26 protein-coding genes are annotated in these 22,712 nt (G+C 72.8%); 18 read left to right on the top strand and 8 right to left on the bottom strand.

The features are described 5' to 3' along the window. Window positions 1-14: 14 nt before the first annotated feature. From OG386_RS21760 to OG386_RS21770, 3 genes are all read right to left on the bottom strand, one after another. Window positions 15-443: a hypothetical protein gene (locus tag OG386_RS21760; protein WP_328789539.1), complete on the bottom strand. Its 429-nt coding sequence runs from the start codon at window positions 441-443 to the stop codon at window positions 15-17. A 126-nt stretch (window positions 444-569) separates the two neighbouring features. Next, window positions 570-1,940, bottom strand: coding sequence for an FAD-binding oxidoreductase (locus OG386_RS21765; protein WP_328789540.1), 1,371 nt, complete (start codon window positions 1,938-1,940; stop codon window positions 570-572). A gap of 44 nt (window positions 1,941-1,984) precedes the next feature. Continuing rightward, entirely contained in the window at window positions 1,985-2,230 is a 246-nt protein-coding gene (locus OG386_RS21770) for a hypothetical protein (RefSeq protein ID WP_328789541.1), read from the bottom strand. 257 nt (window positions 2,231-2,487) lie between these two features. Here OG386_RS21770 and OG386_RS21775 point away from each other — a divergent pair, with 257 nt between their 5' ends. Next, on the top strand, window positions 2,488-3,228 hold the full coding sequence (locus OG386_RS21775) for a PP2C family protein-serine/threonine phosphatase (protein WP_266602503.1): 741 nt from the start codon (window positions 2,488-2,490) through the stop codon (window positions 3,226-3,228). A 36-nt stretch (window positions 3,229-3,264) separates the two neighbouring features. On the opposite strand, the gene OG386_RS21780 is transcribed toward OG386_RS21775, so the two are convergent. Continuing rightward, complete coding sequence (locus OG386_RS21780; RefSeq protein WP_328789542.1) at window positions 3,265-3,630, bottom strand: 5-carboxymethyl-2-hydroxymuconate Delta-isomerase; 366 nt, start codon at window positions 3,628-3,630, stop codon at window positions 3,265-3,267. A gap of 464 nt (window positions 3,631-4,094) precedes the next feature. Between OG386_RS21780 and OG386_RS21785 the strand changes: the two genes are divergently transcribed. The 7 genes from OG386_RS21785 (at window position 4,095) to pucL (ending at window position 12,436) form a co-directional block, all read left to right on the top strand. Next, on the top strand, window positions 4,095-4,298 hold the full coding sequence (locus tag OG386_RS21785; RefSeq protein ID WP_030011983.1) for a cold-shock protein: 204 nt from the start codon (window positions 4,095-4,097) through the stop codon (window positions 4,296-4,298). A gap of 176 nt (window positions 4,299-4,474) precedes the next feature. After that, a complete protein-coding gene (locus OG386_RS21790; protein WP_266594631.1) occupies window positions 4,475-4,846 on the top strand; it encodes a hypothetical protein in 372 nt (123 codons plus the stop codon). Window positions 4,847-4,970: 124 nt separating this feature from the next. Then, window positions 4,971-8,261 (top strand): AfsR/SARP family transcriptional regulator, encoded by a 3,291-nt coding sequence (locus tag OG386_RS21795; RefSeq protein WP_328789543.1) that lies wholly within the window; start codon window positions 4,971-4,973, stop codon window positions 8,259-8,261. Between the two features lie 122 nt (window positions 8,262-8,383). Further along, on the top strand, window positions 8,384-8,998 hold the full coding sequence (locus tag OG386_RS21800; RefSeq protein ID WP_328789544.1) for a GNAT family N-acetyltransferase: 615 nt from the start codon (window positions 8,384-8,386) through the stop codon (window positions 8,996-8,998). Beyond that, window positions 8,995-9,822 carry a PaaX family transcriptional regulator C-terminal domain-containing protein gene (locus tag OG386_RS21805; protein ID WP_328789545.1) on the top strand — a complete coding sequence of 276 codons (828 nt, stop codon included), beginning with the start codon at window positions 8,995-8,997 and terminating at the stop codon, window positions 9,820-9,822. The genes OG386_RS21800 and OG386_RS21805 overlap by 4 nt, the downstream gene beginning before the upstream one ends. A gap of 64 nt (window positions 9,823-9,886) precedes the next feature. Continuing rightward, window positions 9,887-11,236: an aspartate aminotransferase family protein gene (locus tag OG386_RS21810; RefSeq protein ID WP_328789546.1), complete on the top strand. Its 1,350-nt coding sequence runs from the start codon at window positions 9,887-9,889 to the stop codon at window positions 11,234-11,236. A 282-nt stretch (window positions 11,237-11,518) separates the two neighbouring features. Next, window positions 11,519-12,436, top strand: a complete 918-nt coding sequence (pucL, locus tag OG386_RS21815; protein ID WP_328789547.1) for a factor-independent urate hydroxylase — start codon at window positions 11,519-11,521, stop codon at window positions 12,434-12,436. Window positions 12,437-12,511: 75 nt separating this feature from the next. Here the strand turns inward: pucL and OG386_RS21820 are convergent, their stop codons facing one another. Then, window positions 12,512-12,997, bottom strand: coding sequence for a histidine phosphatase family protein (locus OG386_RS21820; RefSeq protein WP_328789548.1), 486 nt, complete (start codon window positions 12,995-12,997; stop codon window positions 12,512-12,514). A 189-nt stretch (window positions 12,998-13,186) separates the two neighbouring features. Between OG386_RS21820 and OG386_RS21825 the strand changes: the two genes are divergently transcribed. The 6 genes from OG386_RS21825 (at window position 13,187) to OG386_RS21850 (ending at window position 16,041) form a co-directional block, all read left to right on the top strand. After that, window positions 13,187-13,402: a CbtB domain-containing protein gene (locus tag OG386_RS21825; RefSeq protein ID WP_030016542.1), complete on the top strand. Its 216-nt coding sequence runs from the start codon at window positions 13,187-13,189 to the stop codon at window positions 13,400-13,402. Window positions 13,403-13,444: 42 nt separating this feature from the next. Continuing rightward, complete coding sequence (locus OG386_RS21830) at window positions 13,445-14,212, top strand: CbtA family protein (protein ID WP_266594638.1); 768 nt, start codon at window positions 13,445-13,447, stop codon at window positions 14,210-14,212. A gap of 21 nt (window positions 14,213-14,233) precedes the next feature. After that, window positions 14,234-14,482 (top strand): hypothetical protein, encoded by a 249-nt coding sequence (locus OG386_RS21835; protein WP_150258423.1) that lies wholly within the window; start codon window positions 14,234-14,236, stop codon window positions 14,480-14,482. A 212-nt stretch (window positions 14,483-14,694) separates the two neighbouring features. Next, on the top strand, window positions 14,695-15,294 hold the full coding sequence (locus OG386_RS21840) for a class F sortase (protein WP_328789549.1): 600 nt from the start codon (window positions 14,695-14,697) through the stop codon (window positions 15,292-15,294). A gap of 114 nt (window positions 15,295-15,408) precedes the next feature. Further along, on the top strand, window positions 15,409-15,804 hold the full coding sequence (locus OG386_RS21845; protein WP_328789550.1) for a hypothetical protein: 396 nt from the start codon (window positions 15,409-15,411) through the stop codon (window positions 15,802-15,804). Window positions 15,805-15,864: 60 nt separating this feature from the next. Next, window positions 15,865-16,041, top strand: coding sequence for a hypothetical protein (locus OG386_RS21850; RefSeq protein WP_328789551.1), 177 nt, complete (start codon window positions 15,865-15,867; stop codon window positions 16,039-16,041). A gap of 82 nt (window positions 16,042-16,123) precedes the next feature. Here the strand turns inward: OG386_RS21850 and OG386_RS21855 are convergent, their stop codons facing one another. The 3 genes from OG386_RS21855 to OG386_RS21865 form a co-directional block, all read right to left on the bottom strand. Further along, window positions 16,124-16,528 carry a hypothetical protein gene (locus tag OG386_RS21855; protein ID WP_327384223.1) on the bottom strand — a complete coding sequence of 135 codons (405 nt, stop codon included), beginning with the start codon at window positions 16,526-16,528 and terminating at the stop codon, window positions 16,124-16,126. 66 nt (window positions 16,529-16,594) lie between these two features. Further along, complete coding sequence (locus OG386_RS21860) at window positions 16,595-16,993, bottom strand: RidA family protein (RefSeq protein WP_328789552.1); 399 nt, start codon at window positions 16,991-16,993, stop codon at window positions 16,595-16,597. Between the two features lie 60 nt (window positions 16,994-17,053). Beyond that, on the bottom strand, window positions 17,054-17,542 hold the full coding sequence (locus OG386_RS21865) for an RrF2 family transcriptional regulator (RefSeq protein WP_328793311.1): 489 nt from the start codon (window positions 17,540-17,542) through the stop codon (window positions 17,054-17,056). A 125-nt stretch (window positions 17,543-17,667) separates the two neighbouring features. Between OG386_RS21865 and OG386_RS21870 the strand changes: the two genes are divergently transcribed. The 4 genes from OG386_RS21870 to OG386_RS21885 all read left to right on the top strand — a co-directional run bounded on the left by OG386_RS21870 (window position 17,668) and on the right by OG386_RS21885 (window position 22,618). Beyond that, complete coding sequence (locus tag OG386_RS21870; RefSeq protein WP_328789553.1) at window positions 17,668-18,495, top strand: hypothetical protein; 828 nt, start codon at window positions 17,668-17,670, stop codon at window positions 18,493-18,495. A gap of 82 nt (window positions 18,496-18,577) precedes the next feature. Then, window positions 18,578-20,572 (top strand): FUSC family protein, encoded by a 1,995-nt coding sequence (locus OG386_RS21875; RefSeq protein ID WP_328789554.1) that lies wholly within the window; start codon window positions 18,578-18,580, stop codon window positions 20,570-20,572. Between the two features lie 82 nt (window positions 20,573-20,654). Then, window positions 20,655-21,353 carry a hypothetical protein gene (locus OG386_RS21880; protein WP_328789555.1) on the top strand — a complete coding sequence of 233 codons (699 nt, stop codon included), beginning with the start codon at window positions 20,655-20,657 and terminating at the stop codon, window positions 21,351-21,353. Next, window positions 21,341-22,618, top strand: a complete 1,278-nt coding sequence (locus OG386_RS21885) for a HAMP domain-containing sensor histidine kinase (RefSeq protein WP_328789556.1) — start codon at window positions 21,341-21,343, stop codon at window positions 22,616-22,618. Before OG386_RS21880 ends, OG386_RS21885 begins: the two co-directional genes overlap by 13 nt. The last annotated feature ends 94 nt before the right edge of the window (window positions 22,619-22,712 follow it).

Genomic DNA, 22,712 nt, shown 5'->3' on the forward strand with positions numbered 1-22,712 from the left:
CGGCCGACCGGCCGTCAGCAGCGCAGGCCCGTGGAGGCGGCCGCGGCGGCCTGGTCCAACTGCTCGATCTGCGGCTGCAACTGGGTGCGCGCGTCCTTGCCGGTCGTGTCGCCGGGCAGGTCCTGGTAGCTCTTCTTGAGGTTCTCGGCGGCGGACTGGACCGCGGCGCGCTCCGCGTCCTTCAGCTGGTTCGCGTTCTCCTTGACGTTGGCCCAGTCCTTCTGGACGGCCTCGTAGGCGTCCTTGACCTGGTCCTTGGTCGCATTGGCGGGGTCGAGGGCCTTCAGCTTGGCGTTGTCGGCCTTGAGGGCATTCAGGTCGGTGCAGAGGTCCGCTGCGGCCTCGGAGGCCTCCTCCGCGGGCGAACTGCTGTCGTCGGAGCACGCGGAGAGGCCGAGAATCGCGCCGACGCAGAGCACACCGATCACCGGGAAACGCTTCATGGGGGCCTTCCTCAATCTGACGAACCGGGTGTACCGGACTTTCCGGTACACCCGGCAAAAATATGCAGATGAAGGATGACTCCGCATCCGCACCGCTCCGCGCGGCCCAGTGCCGGCCGACCGGGCCTAGGGCCGGATGTTCTGGTTCAGGTGGAACAGGTTCTCCGGGTCGTAGGCGCGCTTGACCGCGACCAGTCGGTCGTAGTTGCCCTTGTAGTTGGTCCGGATCCGGTCCTGGTCGTCGTCGGCCATGAAGTTGATGTAGCCGCCCTCCTCCGAGTGCGGGGCGGTCGCCTCGTAGTAGTCGCGCACCCAGGCGGTCGCGGACTCGTTGATGGCGGGGTCGGGCCACATGCCGGCGATCACCGTGGCGAACGAGGCGTCCCGGTAGGCGAAGGCCGTCGCGTCCGGTGCGACGCGGTGGCAGGCGCCGTTGATCGGGTAGATGTGCACCGTCGAGTTCACGGCGGGCAGGCCCGGTGCGTGCCGCAGGTGCGCGTCGATCACGTCGTCGGTCAGCTCGGTCACGAAGTTGGCCTTCCAGTAGTGCTGGAGGCCGGGCGGTACGAGCGCGTCGAAGGCGCTGTTGAGCGCCGGGTAGGGCATCGGGCCCACGTGCTCGGCGACCACCGGCGCGAAGTCCCGGAAGGCCTGGACGGCACGCTCCCCCTCGTCGAGCGGCCCGGACCAGCACGCCACGATCAGCGCGAAGGTGTCACCGTGCCGGTCCTCCGGGATGAACGGGAGCGGCGGGGCTATCTGGAAGGCCGGGAAGCCGCCGAGTTCCTCCGGCGCGTCGGCGATGTGGTCGGCGAAGGAACGCAGCACGGTGGGAGCGTCCTCCAGCTCGAAGAGCATCGGTCCGCCGTAGACGTCCTTGACGGGGCTCAGCCGGAACTCGAACGAGGTCACGGCGCCGAAGTTGCCGCCACCGCCGCGCAGCGCCCAGAAGAGGTCGGCGTTCTCCTCCTCGCTCGCCACCACGAGCCGGCCGTCCGCGGTCACCACATCGGCCGAAACCAGGTTGTCGCAGCTCAGGCCCAGTCCGCGGGCCAGGTAGCCGATGCCGCCGCCCAGAGTGAGGCCGCCGATGCCGGTGGTGGAGATGATCCCGCCGGTCGTGGCCAGCCCGAAGGCGTACGTGGCCGCGTTGAAGTCGCCCCACGTCGCCCCGCCCTCCGCGCGGGCCGTGCGCCCCGCGGCGTCGACGCGGACGCCGCGCATCCCGGACAGATCGGCCACCACGCCGCGGTCGCAGGTGCCGAAACCGGGGACACTGTGCCCGCCGCCGCGCACCGCGAGGTCGAGCCCGTTATCGCGGGCGAAGTCGACCGCGGCCATGACGTCCCCCGCGTTCGCGCAGTGCACGACGGCCGCCGGCCTCCGGTCGATCATGGCGTTGTGGACCTTGCGCGCCTCGTCGTAGGACTCGTCGTCCGGGGTGACGACCGCCCCGCGTACCCGTTCTCGCAACTGGTCGATCGAGAGCTTGCCCATGGCCATCGCTCCTCGTGCATCACGTCGTTCCACGCTGCTTCGTACTACGGCTGCAGGTGGCTGAAGCCCACCTCGAAACGTTCGACCGAGACGATCCGCTGGCCCTCCCGCTGAGCGGTCTGCTCGCGGATCCGGGCGGCCTGCTCCTCGCTGTCCAACATGGTCCGTTCGTCGTCCCACAAGGTCAGCGATTTGGCCACGCCCGTGGCCCGGTCGACGAGGTAGTAGACGCCCCGGAATCCGGGAACGTCCTGGACCTGCCTGACAATCGCCTCCGAATTCGCGCTCACGTCTCCCTCCGCGGGGACCGGTGATCCCTGGTAGGTGCTCAGCCTCGCGAACATCTGCGGCAGTCCTTCCTCGCAGGGCCGCCGGTCGGGGAACAGGCGGCTCCACGACCAGGGTGCTCCGGCGCGCCGGAGCCCGCATGCCGGAGCGGCGCGACAATGGTGGGGACGGACGCGCGTGCCGTTGCGCTGCCGTCGCCGTAGCCGTTGCTGTCGCCAAAGCCGTAGCCGTAGCGATGGCCGAGAGGCGGGACGTCGAGGTGCCGTACATAGCTGTGACCGCCCTGAGTCACGTCGGGCTGGTGCGCGAGCACAACGAGGACAGCCTCGTCATCGGACCGTGGACCCTGTGCGGGACCGTGACCCAGAATCCGCAGACCCTGGTCTTCCCCTTCGGCAGGCCGCTCGTCGTCGCGGTCGCCGACGGCCTCGGCGGCCAGCCGGCCGGCGAGATCGCCAGCGAGTTGGTGGTGCGCCAGCTCTCCTCGCTCGGGCCCACGCTGGACGGACCGGAAGCCGTCGGTGACGCGCTGAGCATCTGCAACCGCGCCGTGTACTCGGCTACCGAGGGGCGGCCGGAGCTGGCCACCATGGGGACCACGGTCGCGGGCGCCCTCGTCCTGGCGGATTCGCTGCTGATGTTCAACGTCGGCGACAGCAAGGTCTTCCACGCGGCGCAGGACGGGCTGCACCAGGTCAGCGTCGACGACAGCCCGCCGCCGACCCCCGGTCACCGCACCACCTCGGCGGTCACCCAGGTCCTCGGCGGTACCCGCGGGTACAACGAGATCACCCCCCACATCGAGGCCTTCTCGGTGGCCGAGGGCGACCGCTACCTGGTGTGCAGCGACGGGCTGACCGACCCGGTGCCGACCGAGGAGATCGAGGGGCTGCTGCGGGTGCACGACGACGGCCGGGCCGCGTTCGAGCTGTGGCGGGCCGCCATCGACGCCGGCGGCCCCGACAACATCACGCTCGCGCTGTTGCGCATCGGGGCGTAGGCGCCGTCGGGGCGGCTCGGGCCGTACCGGGGTGCATCAAGGGGTCGACACGCTCTTGGTGTAGGCCTCGCCCAGGTCCCGCACGTCCACGGAGGCGTGGACCTCCAGGCCGGCGGCCTTCGCCGTGTGGCGCTCCACCAGCTCCAGCACCGCACGGGTCAGGTGCGACTTGGTCTGCGCCGTGCGGCCCCGGGCGATGGCCATCTCGACGTGCACGACCACCGCCCGGCCGTCGGTGCCTTCCCCCACGACGGACTCCTCCAGCCGGTGGAAGCGCGTCTTGCAGTTGCCGATCGCGGTATCGAGGATCTCGACCACCAGCGCGTGCAGTTCGAGCGCGAACGCCCGGCGGTCGAAGGCACCGGTCAGCGAGTCCGAGTAGTCGACGACTGCGTGGGGCACGGGGCACTCCCTGCTCTACGGATGCGGGGCGCCGGGCCCCGGTCCCGCGCCGGTCGGCGGGTACCTGAGCGACGGTAACCGAGCCGGCCCCGCCAGGGGCGGTGTCCCGGACATCGCCCTCCGGGTGGCACCGCGGCACCGCGGCACCACGGCGGGAAGGGGACCACGAAAAACGTTCCGCCATTCATATGATTTTCCGTTTCACATTTCCGCCACTCGGGCGCGGAATGAGGAGTGGGGCACGCCGGAATTTCCACGGCCGCCGACATCCGCTGTGCTAACGTGACGTTCGTTGCAGTTGTGGTTCCCAAAAACTTACAAGTGCTCTCACCGGACCTTCGGTGGGCGCACTTTTTATTTCCGGTGCATGCAGTGGAATCTACTCATTCCGGTCGGGCCAATCATCACGGCGACACCGGGCCCGCACAGTGCGGATCCGGGCACTGCCCCAAAGGAGAATTCATATGGCATCTGGCACCGTGAAGTGGTTCAACGCGGAAAAGGGCTTCGGCTTCATCGAGCAGGAGGGCGGCGGCGCCGACGTCTTCGCCCACTACTCGAACATCGCCTCTTCCGGCTTCCGTGAGCTTCAGGAAGGCCAGAAGGTTACCTTCGACGTCACCCAGGGCCAGAAGGGCCCGCAGGCCGAGAACATCGTTCCCGCCTGACCCCCGACGCCTGACGTTCGAGGTCCACGCCGACGCCCGCGTCGGCGCGCTGACGCGGCCGAGGCCCGCACCCTGGGGTGCGGGCCTCGGCCGTCCCGATGTGCCGGGGCGCCCCGAACAGGCCACTCCACAGAAGCCGGGCCGGTACGCGAGCGCGCTTGCTAGAGTCCGTGCCCATGTCGATCCCTGACGACCTGCTCCTCGATCTCGCCGCCATGGTCGAGTCGGAGCAGACCAATCAGATGTCCCTGACCGTCGTGGTCCACGGCGCCGTCATCACAGGCCGCCTCGCCCCCGAGAGCGTCTGGCGTCAGCGGGTGGCCGAGGTCCTGCGGGACTCCGACCAGCTGGGCCCGTTCGCCGAGGTCTTCAGCTCTCCCGGACGCGGCGACAGACAGCAGGCCGGGACGCCCTCGCACCTTCATTTCCACGTGGCGCGCATCCTCCAGGGCACCCTGGGCATCCCCGAGACCGGCGGAATGTACCGGATCGCGGTCAAGGACGTCAGCGCCTGGACCGTCGGGGACTTCAGCTACTCCGACAAATGACCCACCCTCCGCCCCGGCACCACGCAGGACGGCCGTCCGCAATTCACCTGCGGAGGCCGTCCTCGATGACCCGCGCCGGACAATGGAATGGCAATGCCGCCGAACGGCCCAGCACAATGTCGCCATGCGGATCTCGATGCTGGGGCCCCTGGACGTACGGGGCGAGGACGGAAGCGGCGTCGGAGTCGGGGGTACCCGCCTGCGGGCCCTGCTGATCCTGCTGGCGCTCGAACCGGGGCGGGTGGTCGCCTCCGAGCTCCTGGTCGACGGGATCTGGCAGGACGCTCCACCGGCCGGCGCCACCAACGCCCTTCAGGCACTGGTGTCCCGGCTGCGCCGGGCCCTGCCCGGCGCAGCGGTGGAAGCGCACCCGGCCGGGTACCGCCTGGTCGTCGAGCCCGACGCGGTGGACGTGGTCCGCTTCGAACGGCTGGTCTCGGCGGGCCGTGGGGCACTGGCCCGGGACCCCGCCGCCGCTGCGCGGCTGCTCCGCGAGGCCCTGGAGCTGTGGCGCGGCCCGGCGCTGCTGGACGTCGCGACCGCCGAGGCCTTCCGGGCCCCGGTGACCCGGCTGTCGGAGCTGCGGATGACGGCCCTGGAGGACCGGATCGAGGCGGATCTACGGGTGGGACGCGGCCGGGAGCTGACCGGCGAGCTGGCTTCCCTCGTCGCCGAACACCCCCTGCGGGAAGGGCTCGTCGGGGCGCTGATGCGGGCCCTCGTCGCCGCCGGACGGCCCGCCGAGGCGCTCACCGCCTACGGGAACGCGCGCGCGGCCCTCGCCGAGGAGCTCGGGGCGGATCCTTCCCCGGAACTGTCCGCCCTGCACACCGCCGTACTGCGCGGGCAGGTCGAGGTCCCCGCGGGGCCGCCGCCCGCGCCCGCCGAACGGCCGCCGGGCCCCGACGCGCCGCCACCGCCGCCGTCACCACCGACCAACCTACGGGCCGGCCTGGCCAGTTTCGTGGGCCGGGACGAGGACCTCGGTCAAGTGGAGTCCCTCATGGGCCGGTTCCGGCTCACCACCCTCATAGGACCCGGCGGCGCCGGAAAGACCCGGCTGGCCGTCCAGAGCGCCCGCCCCCTGCTCGCGCGTTTCCCCGACGGCGTCTGGCTGGTGGAACTGGGACCGCTGGGCGCGGAGGCCGACGTAGCGCCCGCCGTCCTGAACGCGCTGGGCCTGCGGGACCAGGCGCCCGCCGCGGGCGACCCGCTGGACCGGCTCGCCGCGGCCCTGCGCACCCGCACCGCGCTGCTGGTCCTCGACAACTGCGAGCACCTGGTCGAAGCGGCCGCCCGGACGGCCGACCGGCTGCTCGGCGCGTGCCCGGGGCTGCGCATCCTCGCGACCAGCCGGGAGCCGCTCGGCCTCACCGGCGAGGCGCTGTGGTCGGTGCGTCCGCTGCCCCTCCCGCCCCGGGACGCCGACGCGGCGCGGGCCATGTCGTACGCGGCGGTGCGGCTGCTGAACGACCGTGCGGCGGCGGCCCGTTCCGGCTTCGCCGTCACCGAGGAGAACGCCCCGGCCGTGACCCGGATCTGCCGGGCCCTCGACGGAATGCCGCTGGCCGTCGAACTGGCGGCGGCCCGGCTGCGCACGATGAGCGCCGAGCAGCTCGCGGCCCGGCTCGACGACCGCTTCCGGCTGCTGACGGGCGGCGCGCGGACGGCTCCGCGCCAGCACCGGACCCTGCGCGCGGTGGTCGACTGGAGCTGGGACCTGCTGACGGAGGCCGAGCGGGTCCTGCTGCGCAGGCTCGCCGCCTTCCCCGGCGGCGCCACGGTGGAGTCGGCCGAGGGGGTCTGCGCGGGCGGCCCGGTCGAGGCGTACGACGTGCTCGACCTGATCACCTCGCTGACCGACAAGTCCCTGCTGGTGACGGCGGGCGACGGGCGCTACCGGATGTTGGAGACGATCCGCGCGTACGGGCTGGAACGGCTCGAAGAAGCCGGTGAGCGGGAGGCGCTCCGCCGCGCGCACGCCGCGTACTTCACCGGGCTGGCCCGGACCGCGGACCCGTACCTGCGGCGTGCGGAGCAGCTGGAGTGGCTCGGACGGCTCGCCGAGGAGCACGACAACCTGGCCGCGGCGCTGCGCGGCGCGATCGCGGCGGGCGACGCGCGGGCGGCCGTACGGCTGGTGGCGGCGGCCGGGTGGTACTGGTGGCTCGGCGGGCACAAGGCGGAAGGCGCCGAACTGGCGGCTCGGGCCCTCGCGTTGCCCGTTCCGGACGGGGCGGACGAGGCCGACGAGGCCGACGAGGCCGACGAGGCAGCTGGGCACGACGAGGCGGACGGGGACGACGCGGCCCGCGCCGTGGCCTGCGCACTGGCGGTGCTCTTCGCGACGGCCGGACTCGGTGACGACCGGCGGACCGGGGAACTGCTCCGCCAGGGGATGCTGCTCGCCGGACGCAGCGGGAGCCGGCATCCGGTGGTCCGCTTCCTGGAGCCGCTGGAGCGGCTGCTGCGCGGTGCGGACGGGGACGGGGACGGGGCGGCCCCGTCGGACGCGTGGGCGGGGCTGCTGGCCGACGAGGACCCCTGGGTCCGGGCGCAGGCCGGGCTGGAGGGCGCCAAGACCCTGCTCGGGGCCGGCGGCCCGCCCGCACGGGCACGGGCCTCGATCGAGGCGGCCCTGGCCGGGTTCCGTGGGCTCGGGGAACGCTGGGGGACCTCCTTCGCGCTGACGCTGCTGGCCGATCTGGTGGCCCGGCTCGGCGACCACCGCGCGGCGATCGGCCACTACGAGGAGGCAGTGGCGGTGATCGGCGAACTGGGCGTCGTCGAGGACCGGCTGTACGCCTGGGTCAGGCAGGCACAGCTGTGCCTGCTCGCCGGGGACCCGGCGGGCAGCGCGGCGGTGATGGACCGGGCCGAGCGGGACGCGGTGGCGGCCGGCTGGCCCGAGGCACTGGCCATGATGGCGCACGGCAAGGCGGACCTGGCGCGCTGGAACGGCGAGCCGGCGTCGGCCCGGGCCGAACTGGCGCGGGCCAGGGAGGCGGTCCGCGAGGTCTCCGTGCACCCGGTGTTCGAGGTGGTGGTGCTCGACTCCCTCGGATACCTGGACGCGGCGGACGGCGAGTTGGCCGCCGCCCGCACCCACCGCGCCGAGGCGCTGGAGCTGGCCGTGGCCTGCGGGCACGCGCCGACGCTCGCCCAGGTGCTGGTGGGCGTCGCGGACCAGGCGGTCCGGCTGGACCGGCCGCGGGAGGCGGCCCGGCTGCTGGCCGCGGCCCTCGCCGTGCGCGGCGGGCCGGACCACGCGCGTCCCGACGCGGCCCGGGTGGAGGGCGCGGCGCGCGCCGCGCTCGGCGACGCGTTCGAGGAGTACGCGCGGTACGAGGACGCCGGCGACGCGCCGCGGCCGGCGGTCGTACGGGACCTCGCGCGGGTCACCCTGAGTGGTTGAACTCCCGCGGGTGCAGGGGGCCCGGTCCGCTGCGGCTCCGGATTCCCCGGCGGGGATTCACACACACGTTCGCCCGTATCAAAAACGATCGTAGCGTTAGTGAACGTACTACGCTTGCACGCATGACGACGGAGAGCGTGGAGGTACGGCGCGGGCTGCCCGAAGGGACCGCCGCGCGCGTCGCCGAACTGTACTGGGAGGCCTTCGGGGGAAAGCTGGGCCGCGCGCTCGGCCCCGCGGAGGCCGGACGGCGGTTCATCGCCGGGCACCTGCACGCGGACCGGGCGGTGACCGCCCTGTCCGGCGCCCCGGGCCGGGGCGGCCGGGTGGTCGGCGTGGCGGGCTACCAGCTGGCCGGACGCGGCCTGGTCGGCGGCGACGCGGCCGCGGTCATGGCCCAGTACGGGCGGGTCCGGGGCCTGTACCGGGTGTTCCTGCTGGCCCTGCTGGAGCGCACCCCGGCCCGCGGCGAGCTGGTCATGGACGGCATCGCCGTGGACCCCGCCGAGCGGAGCCGGGGCATCGGCAGTCTGCTGCTGCGGGAGATCGAGGCGATCGCCGTGGAGCAGCGGTGCCGGCGGATCCGACTGGACGTGGTCGCGGAGAACCCGCGGGCGCGGGAGCTCTACGAGAAGCACGGCTTCCGGGCGGTACGGGTGCAGCGCACGCCCTGGCTGCGGGACGTGCTGGGATTCGGGGGCGTGACGACGATGCACAAGGAGGTGGCGGCACGATGAGCGGGATCCCCACGCGGATGGTGGTGCACGCACTGGTCCGGGAGGACGGGACGGTCGCGGGCGACGAACTGTACGAGGTCGCCGCCCTGCTCGGGATGACCGACCAGCAGGTGCGGCTGTGCGTGAAGCGGCTGGTGACCGAGGGCCGGTTCACGGTGGAGGGGCGCGGCCGACGGGCCGTGCTGCGCCTGGCGGGGGCGGAGCCGGGGGCCGGGCTGCCGCTCGTACCCGAAGTGGAGTTCGTCCGGCACGCCTACCGGCAGGACCGGGGGCTGGAGCCGTGGGACGGTCTCTGGCACGCCTTCGCCTTCGCCGTACCGGAATCCGCGCGGGCCGCCCGGGACTCCCTGCGGGACGCGCTGACCGGGTTGGGGGCGGCGCCGGTCCACGGCGGCCTGTACGTCACGCCGAACGCGATCGGCCCGTACGTACGGGCGCACGCGGCGGAGCTGGGCCTGTCGGAGGCGCTGACCTGCCTGAGCACCCGGGACCTGGCGGTGGGCGGCACCTCGGACCCCCGCGCCCTGGCGGAACGGCTGTGGCCGCTGCCGGAGATCGCGGCGCGGTACGGGGAGCTCCGCGCGCTCGCTGAGCAGCCGGCCCTGCCCGGCCGGGCCGCCGGGCTGGCGCACGCCGTGACGCTGGCCGCCGCCTTCTCCGCCGCGATGCTCCCCGATCCGCTGCTCCCGCCGGAGCTGCTGCCGCAGCCCTGGCCGGGGACGACGGCCCGCGCGGCGGCGTCGGAGGCCTGGGCCGGGCTGGGGGCCGCCGCCCCGGCTTCCGGGCCCCGGCTGTTCCGCCTGTACGGCGAGGCCCTGGCCTGACCCGGAGCGGATGCCGGTGGCCGACCCCCGCCCCGTCCACATCATGGACAACTACGCTCGTTTCATGAACGCAGAAGCCGACGCCCTCGCCGCCGTGAAAGACGCTGACCGGAAGCACGTCTTCCATTCCTGGTCGGCGCAGGAGCTCATCGATCCGCTCGCCGTGGCCGGCGCCGACGGCTCGTACTTCTGGGACTACCAGGGCAACCGCTTCCTCGACTTCTCCAGCGCCCTCGTCTACACGAACATCGGCTACCAGCACCCGAAGGTCACCGCGGCCATCCAGGAGCAGGCGGCCAAGCTGTGCACGGTCGCGCCCGGCTTCGCCGTCGACGTGCGCTCCGAGGCGGCCCGGCTGATCGCCGAGCGCACCCCCGGCGACCTCGACAAGATCTTCTTCACCAATGCCGGTGCCGAGGCCGTGGAGAACGCCGTCCGCATGGCCCGGCTGCACACCGGCCGGCCCAAGGTGCTGTCCGCGTACCGCTCGTACCACGGCGCCACCTCCACCGCGATCAACCTGACGGGCGACGCCCGCCGCTTCGGCAACGACTCCGCGACCGCCGGTGTCGTGCACTTCTGGGGGCCGTTCGCCTACCGCTCGCCCTTCTACGCGGCCACCGAGGCCGAGGAGTGCGAGCGGGCCCTGCGCCACCTCGAGGACACCATCGTCTTCGAGGGGCCGCAGTCCATCGCCGCGATCATCTTGGAGACCGTCGGCGGCGCCCCGGGCGTGCTCGTGCACCCGGACGGCTACCTGGCCGGCGTGCGCGCGCTGTGCGACCGCTTCGGCATCGTCTTCGTCCTGGACGAGATCATGGTCGGCTTCGGGCGCACCGGAAAGTGGTTCGCCTCCGAGCACTGGGACGTGACCCCCGACCTGATCTGCTTCGCCAAGGGCGTGACCAGCGGATACCTCCCGCTCGGCGGGGTCGCCATCTCGGCCGCCATCGCGGAGACCTTCGCCCGCCGGCCCTACCCGGGCGGCCTCACGTACTCCGGGCACGTGCTGGCCTGCGCGGCCGCCGTCGCGACCATCGGCGTCATGGAGGAGGAGGGCGTCGTCGAGCAGTCCGCCCGGACGGGTGCGGAGCTGCTCGGCCCCGGCCTGCGCGCGCTCGCCGAGCGGCACCCCTCGGTCGGGGAGGTCCGCGGGCTCGGCACCTTCTGGGCCCTGGAGCTGGTGCGCAGCAAGGAGACCCGTGAGCCGCTGGTCCCGTACAACGCCTCCGGGGCGGAGAACGCCCCGATGGCCGAGTTCGGGGCCGCCTGCAAGAAGGGCGGGCTCTGGCCGCTGATCGCCGGCAACCGCATCCACGTCGCGCCGCCGTGCAACATCTCACCGCAGGACGTCGCCAAGGGGCTGGAGATCCTCGACGAAGCCCTCACCGTGGCAGATGCGCACACGGCCTGACCTGGGCTTCTGTGGGGTCGCCCAAGGCGTGGGTGCTGGTGTTCGGAGGATTTGTACGGGGATCAACCCCCCGTGCACATGCTGCAATCCGTGCAGGCCTCACGACGCACAACAGGCCAAGCACCTACGAACCGGGATGCACGTCAGGCCCGGGGCGGTCCCTCGGCGAGGGGCCGAACGGCGGGGAGCGGGACGTCCTTGATTCGGGCGGGCGCTGGACGCCGGGCGTACGGGATCCAGACGACCGGACTCCGTGTTCCCGAGTACCCGAAGGAAGACAGCATGAGCAAGCACGTCCTGGCCCAGAACCAGTACGGCAAGGCCGAGAACCGCATCGTGAAGGTCACCCGCAAGGGCGGCGACGGTTCCTGGCACGAGATCCGCGACCTCAACGTCTCGGTCGCGCTCCGCGGCGAATTCCGCGATGTCCACCTCACCGGCGACAACGCCAACTGCCTGCCGACCGACACCACCAAGAACACGGTGTACGCCTTCGGCAAGGAGCACGGCATCGACTCCCCCGAAGCCTTCGGCATCCTGCTCGCCAAGCACTTCGTCTCCTCGCAGCAGCCGATCCGCGAGGCCCAGATCCGCATCGAGGAGTACGTGTGGGACCGCATCCCGGTCCCCACGCGCAAGGAGCAGCACTCCTTCGTCCGCAAGGGCCAGGAGGTCCGCACCGCGCAGATCACCTACAGCGAGACGACGGGCCTGCAGGTCATCTCGGGCCTGAAGGACCTGACGGTGATGAACTCGACCAATTCCGAGTTCCACGGCTACATCAAGGACAAGTACACGACCCTGCAGGAGGCGTACGACCGCATCCTGGCGACCAAGGTCACCGCGCGCTGGGCGCACTCGGCTCTGGCCGCCGACGAGGCCGGCTACGACTGGGACCAGGCGTACAAGAAGGTCCGCAAGAACCTGCTGGAAGCCTTCGCGGAAACGTACTCGTACTCGCTGCAGCAGACCCTGAACCAGATGGCCGAGCGGGTGCTCGACAACTGCGCCAAGGTCAACGAGGTGCGCCTGAACCTCCCCAACAAGCACCACTTCCTCGTCGACCTGGAGCCCTTCGGCCTCAAGAACGACAACGAGGTCTACTTCGCTGCGGACCGGATGTACGGCCTGATCGAGGGCACCATCCACCGCGACGGCGTGCAGCCGGTGATCGCGACGTCCGACTGGATCGTCGCCTGACGCCCAGGTGAGTGCCCGTTCGGCCCGGACCGCGTCGCGGGGTCCGGGCCGATTCGTTTCACCCCGTGCGGCGGACTACGGCTCGCCCTGTGGCTGCCCGGCCGGTGGCTGCTCGTCCTGCGGCTGCCCGACCAGCAGGTTCCAGCGACCCGCCCGCCCGGTGAGGGTGGTCACCGACTCCGGCCGCACGTCGAGCCGCCAGAAGGCCGCCGCGGGCAGCTCCAGGGCGTGCACCACGGCCGCCCGGACGACGGCCTGCTCGACCACCACCCGGTGCGTGCCCTCGGCCAGGCCCGCCAGCTCCGCGCCGACGCGCGCGACCAGCGCGTCCACGGACTCCCCGCCCGGTGGCGCGTACGCGGGATCCGACAGCCAGGCGTGCACGGCCGCCGGATCCCGGCCCGCCACCTCGTCCAGGGTGCGACCGGCCCATTCACCCGTGGCCAGACCGCGCAGCCCCGTGTGGCCCGGGCACGGCCGGGCGTGGCCGAAGCGGCCCTGGCGGGCGGCCGCGTCCAGGGGGAAGGTGATGAGTCGAACTCGTACCAACGGGGTCTTCATAAGGGGAGCGTAAGCGCGGTACGGTCACAAATGGTTCAATTGACTTACGACGGAACGACGGAAGCACCGGTGAGAATCCGGCACGGTCGCGCCACTGTGAAACCTCCCGGAGGGGGAGGAAAGTCAGACCCGCCACCGTCGTAGCGAGCACCACTGACCGGGACGCGTGTTCCCTCTGGAGGTTCTGCCATGGCCCACTCCGCCGTGCCCACGACGAACTCACCCGTCATCGCCCCCATCTCGCTCTCCGCACTGGCCCCCTGGGCCGTGTTCGTCGGCATCCTCATGCTCGTCCTGCTGTACTTCGTCGGCGCCGAGCAGGGCGCCACCTCGGTCTTCGAAGGGGAGACCATCCACGAGTGGCTGCACGACGGCCGCCACCTGCTCGGGTTCCCCTGCCACTGATTCCCCTGCCACCGACCGACGTCTCAGCAAGGGAACAGATCGATGACTTCCACTTCTCCGGGTGGGGTCTCCCCCCGCACCCTGCTCGTCCGCGGCATGCTCGCCGGCCTGCTGGCCGGCGTGGCCGCCTTCCTCGTCGCCTACCTCCTCGGTGAGTCCAAGGTGGACGCGGCGATCGCCATCGAGGAAGCCGCCGCGGCCGGTCACGACCACGGCGAGGACGCGCCGGTCAGCCGGGCCCTCCAGGCCACGGCCGGGCTCGGCACCGGCGTCCTGCTCTACGCGGTGGCGCTCGGCGGCATCGCCGCGCTCGTCTACTGCTTCGCCCTGGGCCGCATCGGCCGCTTCGGCCCGCGGGCCACGGCCGCACTGGTCACCGGGGGTCTGTACGTCACCGTGACACTGGTGCCGTTCTTCAAGTACCCCGCCAATCCCCCCGCCGTGGGCGATCCCGGGACCGCCGCCCGGCGGACCGCCCTCTACCTCCTGATGATCGCCCTGAGCGTGCTGCTAGCAGCCGGGGCGCTGATCCTCGGGCGACGACTGGCACCGAAGCTCGGCAACTGGAACGCATCGGTCGTCGCCGGCGCGGCGTTCGTCTTGGCCATCGGCCTCTCGTACGCCCTGCTGCCCGGCATCAACGAGGTCCCCGTCGGCTTCCCCGCCGCGCTGATCTGGGACTTCCGCCTCGCGTCCCTGGCCATCCAGACGGCACTGTGGACGACTTTCGGCCTCGCTTTCGGTTTTCTAGCCGAACGAGCCCTTGTGCCCGCCCCCGCACCCAAGGAGGCTGTGCAGCCGACGAGTTGAGCACGAGGGGGCCGGTAGTACATGGCGACGGCGATCAGGCAATGGCGGGGCTGGACGGGCGCGGCCCCGTTCTGGCTGAACTCGCTCCTGCTGCTGCTGGCCCCCTGCTGCGCCGTGACGCTCTTCGGCCAGATCGGGATCATCGCCGCGCTGGCCGCACTGGGCGGCCTGGCCCGCCACCTCTGGTACGGCGACTACGGCCACCCGGCCATGCACCTGGCCGGGGCGCTGATGGGAGCGGGCACGGCCGCCTTCGTCATGTGTGGTTAGGGGCATCCGACCTCTCACCCGTTCGGGCGCATGGGCGCCACTGCGAGCATCCGGCGGGCGAACCCTTCGCGAACTGCGAAGACTCCCCGATCGGGCGACGACACGCCCGTGACGCCATGTCAGTCCGCCGTGTTGCACGGGGTACCGACGGGCAGAGGAGATGTCCACTGCTCACATGACCCGGCCGCCCGAGCCGGACTGGAGGGAATCCCATGCCCCGCGCCAAGTGGGCCGTCGCTTCGCTGACGGTGGTTCTGCTGTCCACCGGCATCGTGGTGTTGCAACGGACCGAAGGTGCCCGGCCCGCGGCCGTGACCACCGACGACGCGCTGCCCTCCCGGGCGTTGGGGCTGTCGGGCCACCGCCGTCTGGTGCGGGAGCTGGAACAGTCCGACGAACACACCCCCGGCACGGGGGCCCGGTCGCCGAGGACCGCCCCCGGGCCGCTGCGGACGGTCACCGGACCCCTGCGGACCGCGCGGCCGCTGCGGTTGCGCATCCCGAGCCTGGGCGTGGACCTGCCGCTGACCGGTGGCCGGGCGGAGGTCGCCTGGGACACCGGAGGTCCGGCGCCGGGTGCGGCCGGGACCGCGGTGGTCACGGTGGAAGGGCTTCGCCTCGGCGAGTTGCGGCGGGGCCGGACCATCGAGATCCCCCGAGCGGACAGCCGTACGGCCGTGTTCACCGTCGTACGGATCTCACCGGGCAGGGCCTCCGGCCACGAGGGCGCGCCCGGCCGGGCCCAACTGCGGCTGGTCGGCGGCGAGACCGCCGTCCTGGCCCGGCTGACCGGGCAGCGCCGCACCCACTGAGACCACCGGATCGGGCGACGGTCCGTCAGCCGTGGGGGGTGTCTTCGTCCCCCGGTCGGGGGCTTCTTGGGGTCCACCCGGGAGTCGTTGGGCGTGGCGGGGCAGACCCCTCGCATGAGCGGCGGGAGGCACCACGCGCGTTCGGCACTGGCCAGGGCTCTGACCGTGGCCTGTGTCGTGCTGCTGTGCGTCTTCGGCGCCGGTCCGGCCGGCGCAGAAGCCGCCGAGTTCCGCCCCTCCTCCTCCGCGCCCGCCGTGCCCGCCGCGCCGGGCGCCCCCGCCGAGTCCCCCGAGCCCGGCGAGGGCCAGTCCGATCCGGCTCCGGCCCCTGATCCCGAAGCGCGGGCGGCCGTACGGACGGTCACGCGCGGGCTGTCCGGCGTACGGCGGGCACCGCTCGCGGTGTTTCACGTGGAACACGCGGCTGCCCCGGCGTGCGGGCCCGCCGCGGAGGCGGCCGAACCGGCCCTGTCCCGGCGGACGGTGCGGAGCGTGGTGCTGCGCTGCTGAGCGGACCGAGGTTCGGACGCAGCCCCCCACACCACCCCCTGAGCACCGTGAGGTTCCGCCATGCCCATCGACCCGTACGCCGCACTGAACGCCATGCTCCGCGCCGAGGTCACCCGGTTCTCCCCGCCGGTCCGGCAGACCGAGCCGGCCGCGTCGCCGAAGACCACGGCCACCGCCACGGCCGTCGAGGCCGAGGGCGAACCTCAGCCGACGGCCCCGGCGGATTCGGCCGCGTAGGAAGCGCGCGGACGCGCCAGGAGCGCCGGGGGTACCGGCGCTCCTGTCCGTCCCGGCCGTGCGGCCGGCTCAGTCCTCGCGCTCAGTCCTCGTGCGTGTAGTAGCGGTAGAAGGCCGCCGCACCGACGCCCGCGGCGACGGCGAGGCCCACCACCACGGACTTGAGGATCGACTGGTCGGTGAGGCTGTGCAGGTAGCCCACCGCGATGCCGCCGAAGGCTCCGTAGGCGGCGGCGTGGACCTCGCGCATCATCCGGGGACCGACCCTGGCCAGGCCGAACATGACGCCTGCGAAGATCACGCCGCACAGGATCCCGTAGAAGACGTTGGCCGTGGTCACCGGACCCGCCTGGCGCTCGATGAAAGCGGCCCAGAATCCGTAGACGAGTCCGAGGAGCACGGGCCCCACGAACGCGCTCTTGTGCAGGTGGGTCTTGCTCGCGCCCTGCCGGCGCCGCCCGAGGGCGCTCGGTGCCGCATGTGCCATGACGGGCTCCTCTCTCCCATCATCCAGGGCACACCCGCCGACCCGGGGCGGCAAGTGGATCAGCGGTCAGGACGTGCGCACGGCCACCGCGTCGATCTCGAAGAGCATGTCGGGCAGGGCCAGCGCGGCGACGCCGATCAGGGTCTGGGCGGGCAGTTCGGTCCCCCAGGTGGCGTGCAGCTGTCCCAGCAGGACCTCCAACTTCTGCTGGTCGTGGCCGACGATGTAGGTGCCGATGCGGACCACGTCGGAGGGGCCGAGGCCGACGGCCGCAAGGGCGGTACGGAGGTTGGCGAAGGCCCGCTCGACCTGGTCGGCGAAGTCCCCGGAGACGACGTGGCCCTGCTCGTCGGATCCGTACTGGCCGGCTATGAACACCTGCTCGCCGGGCGCGGAGACGATGTGGCTGTAGCCGTAGCCGGTCGGGGTGTGGAGTCCTGCCGGGTTGATGATGCTGCGCGTCATGCCGAGCTCCCTTGTTCCGTGTCCGTGTCCGTACGTGTGGTGCGGCGCTCCCTGGTGCGGCTACCGCGCGGCGAGCCAGGCACGGAGCCGCTCGGGGGCCCCGGGGGCCTGCCGTTCGGCCTGCTGCCGGATCTCGTCGAGGTTCTGGGCCGCCAGTGCCCTGCGCCAGGCCAGTTCGGCCCGCGCCATGGCGTGCGCGATGGCGCAGTCGGCGGCGTCCCCCTCCGGGGCGGAGTCCGCCGGTTCGCCCCCTCCGGGCCCCTGCTGCCGGATCTCCGCGCACCGGAAGGCCTCCTCGGGCCCTTCGACGGCGGCGACCACGTCCATGAGCGAGATGGCGTCGAGCGGGCGGGCCAGCCGGAAGCCGCCCCGGGGGCCGGGGGTGGAGGTGACGATGCCCGCCCGGGCCAGCGCCTGGAGCTGCTTGTTGAGGTAGGCCGCGGGCAGGTCGTGCCAGGCGGCGAGACGCGCCGCCGACACGGAGCGGTCCGGGCCGCTCCAGGCCAGGTTGACGCAACTGTGCAGCGCCCACTCGACGCCCTCGCTCATCTTCATATTCTGGATATTAAATGTCCAGAATTATCGGCGCAAGGGTGCCGCGCCGCCCGACGGCCCACCACCCGCCCGCAGCAACACCGCTCGCGCCCGGCCCCGCGTCCGCATTCCCTGGTGACGTGCGCACCATCCTGTCGACGGTACTCATCGTGCTCGTGGCCCTCCTGGTGCCCGCGAGCGCCGTCGCGTACTGGGCCGACCGCGAACTGGGCAACGCCGACCGGTACACCGCCGCCATGTCCCCCCTCGCCGAGAACCCGAAGGTGCAGGAGGTCGTCGTCACCCAGGTCACCCGCGCCCTCGCCGGCCAGATCGACGCGGGCCCCTTCCAGATCGGCGTGGACACCCTGCTCGGCGAGGCCCTGCAATCCTTCGCCGGCACCGCCGCCTACCGGACCGCCTGGGACGCGGCCAACCGCGCCGCCCACGTCGCGTTCCTCGACGCGCTCACCACCGGCCACGGCGACGCCCTCACCATCGACCTCGCACCCGTCATCGCCCAGGTCAGGGGCGACCTCGTCGCTGACGAGGTGCCCTTCGCCGACCGCATCCCGGTGACCCACCTGACCGTGAAGGTCATGGAGTACGACAACCTCGCCGCTCTCCGGAAGGGCTTCCACATGCTCCAGGTCGCGGGCGTCTGGCTCCCCGTACTGACCCTGGTCCTGGCCGCGGCGGCCATCGCCGTAGCCGTCCGCCGACGGCGCGCCGTCATGGCCACCGGAGTGGGTCTGGCGGTCGGGGCCGGATTGCTGTGGCTCGCGGTGGACGTGTGCCGCCGGCTCACCCTGGACGACCTGCCCGCCGACATCGACCGGCCCGCCGCCGGGGCGGTGTACGACGCCCTCACCGCGTACCTGCGCACCACCGCCTGGGTGGTGCTGGCGATCGGGCTCGCCGCCGCACTCTCCGCATGGGTGATGGGCCGACTACGCCGCACCCCATAAGCTCGGAAGGTACCAACACGCACAGAACCATGCAGAAGATCACAGAAGAACCGATTCGCGAGCGGCGGGCACGGAAGCGGGAATGAGCACCGAACGCACCGAACACATATCGTCGCGGCGAGCCCGGCACCATCCGCTGGCTCCGCCCTCCTGGCTGCTCAACGGGCTGAAGCCCAGTGCCGCACCGATCCCGTGGGCCGCAGTGGCCCGGGCCTCGGTCGCGATGTCCGTCCCGCTCGCCGTCGGCTTCGCCCTCGACGAGCCCGAATACGGCGCGCTCGCCTCCATGGGCGCCCTCGCCGGAGTCATCGGCGACACCGCCGACGCCTACCGGATGCGCGTCCTGAACATCGCCGTCCCCCAGCTCTTCGGCGCCGTCGGCGTGGCACTGGGCACCCTGGTCTACGGGCACGGCTGGCTGGCCGTCGGAGCGCTCACCCTCGTCGCCCTCGTCTCCGGGATGATCTCCTCCATCGGCACCGTGGCCTCCGTGTCCGGACTGCTGCTCCTGCTCAACGCCGTGATCGGCGCCGGACTGCCACTGCCCGAACCCTGGTGGACGGCGCCGCTGCTGCTGGCCGCGGGCGGGCTGTTCGTCCTCGCACTGAGCCTGCTGGGCTGGCCGCTGCGCCGCCGGCAACCGGAGCGCACCGCCGTCGCCGACACCTACCGTGCCCTGGCCGACGCCCTGGAGGCAGCCGGCGGGCCCGGCGCCCGCTACGAGGGACGCCGGCAGCAGGTCACCCAGGCCATCAACCACGCCTACGACCTCGTGCTCGGCCGCCGGGCCCGGGTGCACGGGCGCAGCCCCTCGCTGGTGCGGCTGCTGGCCCAGCTCAACGTCGTGATCCCACTGGTGGAGGCCGCGCCCGCCGCGCACCTGCGCGGCCGGCCGCTGCCCCCCGAGATCCCTGCGTCCGTACGGGAACTGGCCGACGCCGTCGAGGAGGGCCGCACCGGAACCCCCGTGCTGGAGCTGCCCGCCCCGCAGACCCCGGCCGAACGGGCCGTCGACGCGGCCCTGCGCCACGCCGCGAAGATCGTGTACATCGCCCGGCCGGACCTCGACAACGTGGACGACCGGCTCGGCCGGCCCGCCGCCCTGCGGGTGCGCGCCCGGCGGGCGGTACGCGACATGGTGCTGTCCCGGGCCTCCTGGCGGTACGGGCTGCGGCTCGCGCTGTGCATCGGGATCGCACAGTCCCTCGTATCGGTGATCGAGTTCGAGCGGTCCTACTGGGTCGCACTGACCGTCACCTTCGTCCTCAAGCCCGACTTCGGTTCGGTGTTCTCCCGGGCCGTACTGCGCGCGCTCGGCACCGCGGGCGGCCTGGTCATCGCGGCCGCCGTGCTCTCCGAGGTGCCGCGCGGCTGGTGGGACGTCCCCGTGATGGTGGTGCTCGCCGGGCTGATCCCCGCCTTCTCCGTCAAGGGCTACGCCTTCCAGACCGCCGCGATCACCCCGGTGATCCTGCTCCTCTCGGACCTGCTCAACCACCAGGGCTTCGACCTGATCCGCCCCCGGCTGGTGGACAGCCTCATCGGCTGCGCCATCACCCTCGTCTTCGGATACCTGCTGTGGCCCGAGAGCTGGCACACCCGGATCGGGGACCGGCTCGCCGACACCGTGGACGACGCCGCCCGGTACGTGGAACGGGCCTTCGCACCGGTCGCGGACGAGGCCGCGCTCGCGGCGGCCCGGACCACCCGCCTCCAGGCCCGGCGGCGCATCTACCGGGACCTGTCGGGCGTGCGCAGCGAGTTCCAGCGGGCGCTGACCGAGCCGCCGCCGACCGGAGCGCGGGCCGCCGCCTGGTGGCCGCTGGTGGTCGCCGTCGAGCGGATCGTGGACGCCACCACCGCCGCGCGGGTCCGGGTCAACCACGGCGCGGCCCCGCCCCCCGCCGAGGAGGTGGAGTCGATCGCGCGGCAGCTCCGCGAGCTGGCCGTGCGGGTGCGCAGCAGCAGCGTCCCGGTACGGGTCGAGGCGGGGCCGCCGGGCGAAGCGACGAGCGTGCTGGCCCCGGTCCACCAGGAGATCGCGGCGGCCCTGGCCATCGCCCGGCCGGAGTCCTGACCCGCCGCCGCACCCGGGAAGGGTGTCCCCCGAATGGGTCGGCTCCCGGGCCGGGCGGGGGCGGACGGGGGAGCATCGGAGCATGCACCGCGTCCCTGCCGTGATGGTCCTCGCCGTACTCCTGGCGGGGTGCGCCGATGTGGAGGGGCTGCAGAGCGAGGGCGACCTCGGCACGGTGCACGCCCCGAAGAGCCTGTGGAAGGACATCCGCCCCGACCCGCCCGCCCCGGACCAGAGGCCGGGCACGGCCGCCGTGGTCCCGGGGCTCCCCAAGGTGGCCGACCTGAGCATGCGCGGGGTGGACGCACTGTCCGTCGTACGCGCCGACATCACCTCCGCCGCCGAGCAGGACGACGGGACCGGCCGGCTCGTCGACCCGCGGGCCGTCCAGCGGCTCGCGCTCTGCACACGGGCTGTGGACGGCGGCCCCGACTGCCCGGTGCGCCCCGCGGTCCTGCACGACCTGACGGGCAACGGCCGGGAGGAACTCATCACCGCCCTGGACGTCGACGGCCGGGTCAGCGAGCTGCGCGTCTACACCGTCCAGGACGACGGGAGCATCGCCCGGATCCTGTCGCGGCGCGGGGTGCTGGAGGGCGTGGAGGTGGCCGCCGAGCACCTGGCGGTCCGCGAGCCCACGACCAACCCCGACCACGTCGCCGTCTCCGACTACGTGTGGGACCCGAAGGCCGGGATCATGAACCTGTCCCAGCTCACCCTCGACGACTGCCCGGGGCGCACCCAGGCCCCGACGAGCGGGGACGGGCGATGCGCGCGCTGAGCAGCCTGCGCTGGAAGATCGCACTGACCACCACCATGGTGTGCTGCATGGTCGCCGCCGCACTGGGCATCCTGGTGCACAACGTGGTCGCCCGGCAGATGGTCGGAGAGGTCCGCAAGGCCGCCGCCACCGAGCTGGAGCACGCCCTGGGCCACTACGAGTACGGCACCGCGCACGGCGACGTGAACGCCGCGTTCGACCCGCCCGACCTGCCCCGGCGACTGCGCGAGCTCGTCGCGAGCGGACAGACCGGCAGCATCGTCGGCGAACAGGGGGGAAAGCCCGTCATGTGGGCGGCCGGACCCGCCGACGACAAGGCCCTCGCGGTCTGGTTGCCCTTCGGGAGCACCCGGGAGCGGCTGCGGGACATCGACACCGCGATCCTCGCCTCCGCGATCCTCGCGGCCGGTCTGGTGGCGCTGGCCGGCCTGTTCCTCGCCGACCGGATCAGCCGGCGGCTCGCGACCACGGCCGCCGTGGCCCGCCGGATCAGCGCCGGGGACCTGGACGCCCGGGTGAACTTCCCGGCCGAGGGGGACGATCCGGGGCCGGGCGGCTCCCGCGACGAGGTCCGGGACGTGGCGCACGCGCTGGACTCGATGGCGAGCTCGCTCCAGGGCCGGCTGGAGGCGGAGAAGCGCTTCACGGCGGACGTCGCGCACGAGCTGCGCACCCCGCTCACCGGTTCGCTGGCCGCGGCGGCGCTGCTGCCCGAGGGCCGCCCCAAGGAAATGATCAACAACCGTTTGAAGGCCCTGCACCTGCTGACCGAGGACCTGCTGGAGATCTCCCGGCTGGACTCGGGCGTCGAACGGGCCGACCTCGCCCGGGTGGAGCTCGGCCGGGCGGTGCAGCGGGCGGTCGCCGCGGCCGCCGGGAGCGTCGCCGCACCGGAGGCGGGGCCGGCCGCTTCGGTTCGGGTGGTCCAGGACATGGTGGTGGTCACCGACCGGCGGCGGCTGGACCGGATCCTGGCCAACCTGCTGGCCAACGCCGGCAAACACGGCAGACCGCCGGTCGAGGTGACCGTGGAGGGGCCGGTGGTGGTGGTCCGCGACCACGGGCCGGGCTACCCGCCCGAGCTGATCGAGCAGGGCCCGCAGCGGTTCCGTACGGGGGACCCGGGCCGCGGGCGCGGCCACGGCCTGGGCCTCACGATCGTGATGGGGCAGGCGGCCGTGCTGGAGATCGTGGTGGGCTTCGCCAACGCGCCCGACGGGGGCGCGGTGACGACGCTCCGACTCCCCGTCGGCAGGGTGCCGTAGGGGAGGTGAGCGGCTTGAGTTACTTGAGTTGCTTGTGTGGCATAAGCGAATTGAGTGACTTGAGCGACTTGGGTGCGTTGATCTGCCGGGACGC

Source organism: Streptomyces sp. NBC_00273 (assembly GCF_036178145.1).
Classification (GTDB): Bacteria; Actinomycetota; Actinomycetes; order Streptomycetales; family Streptomycetaceae; genus Streptomyces.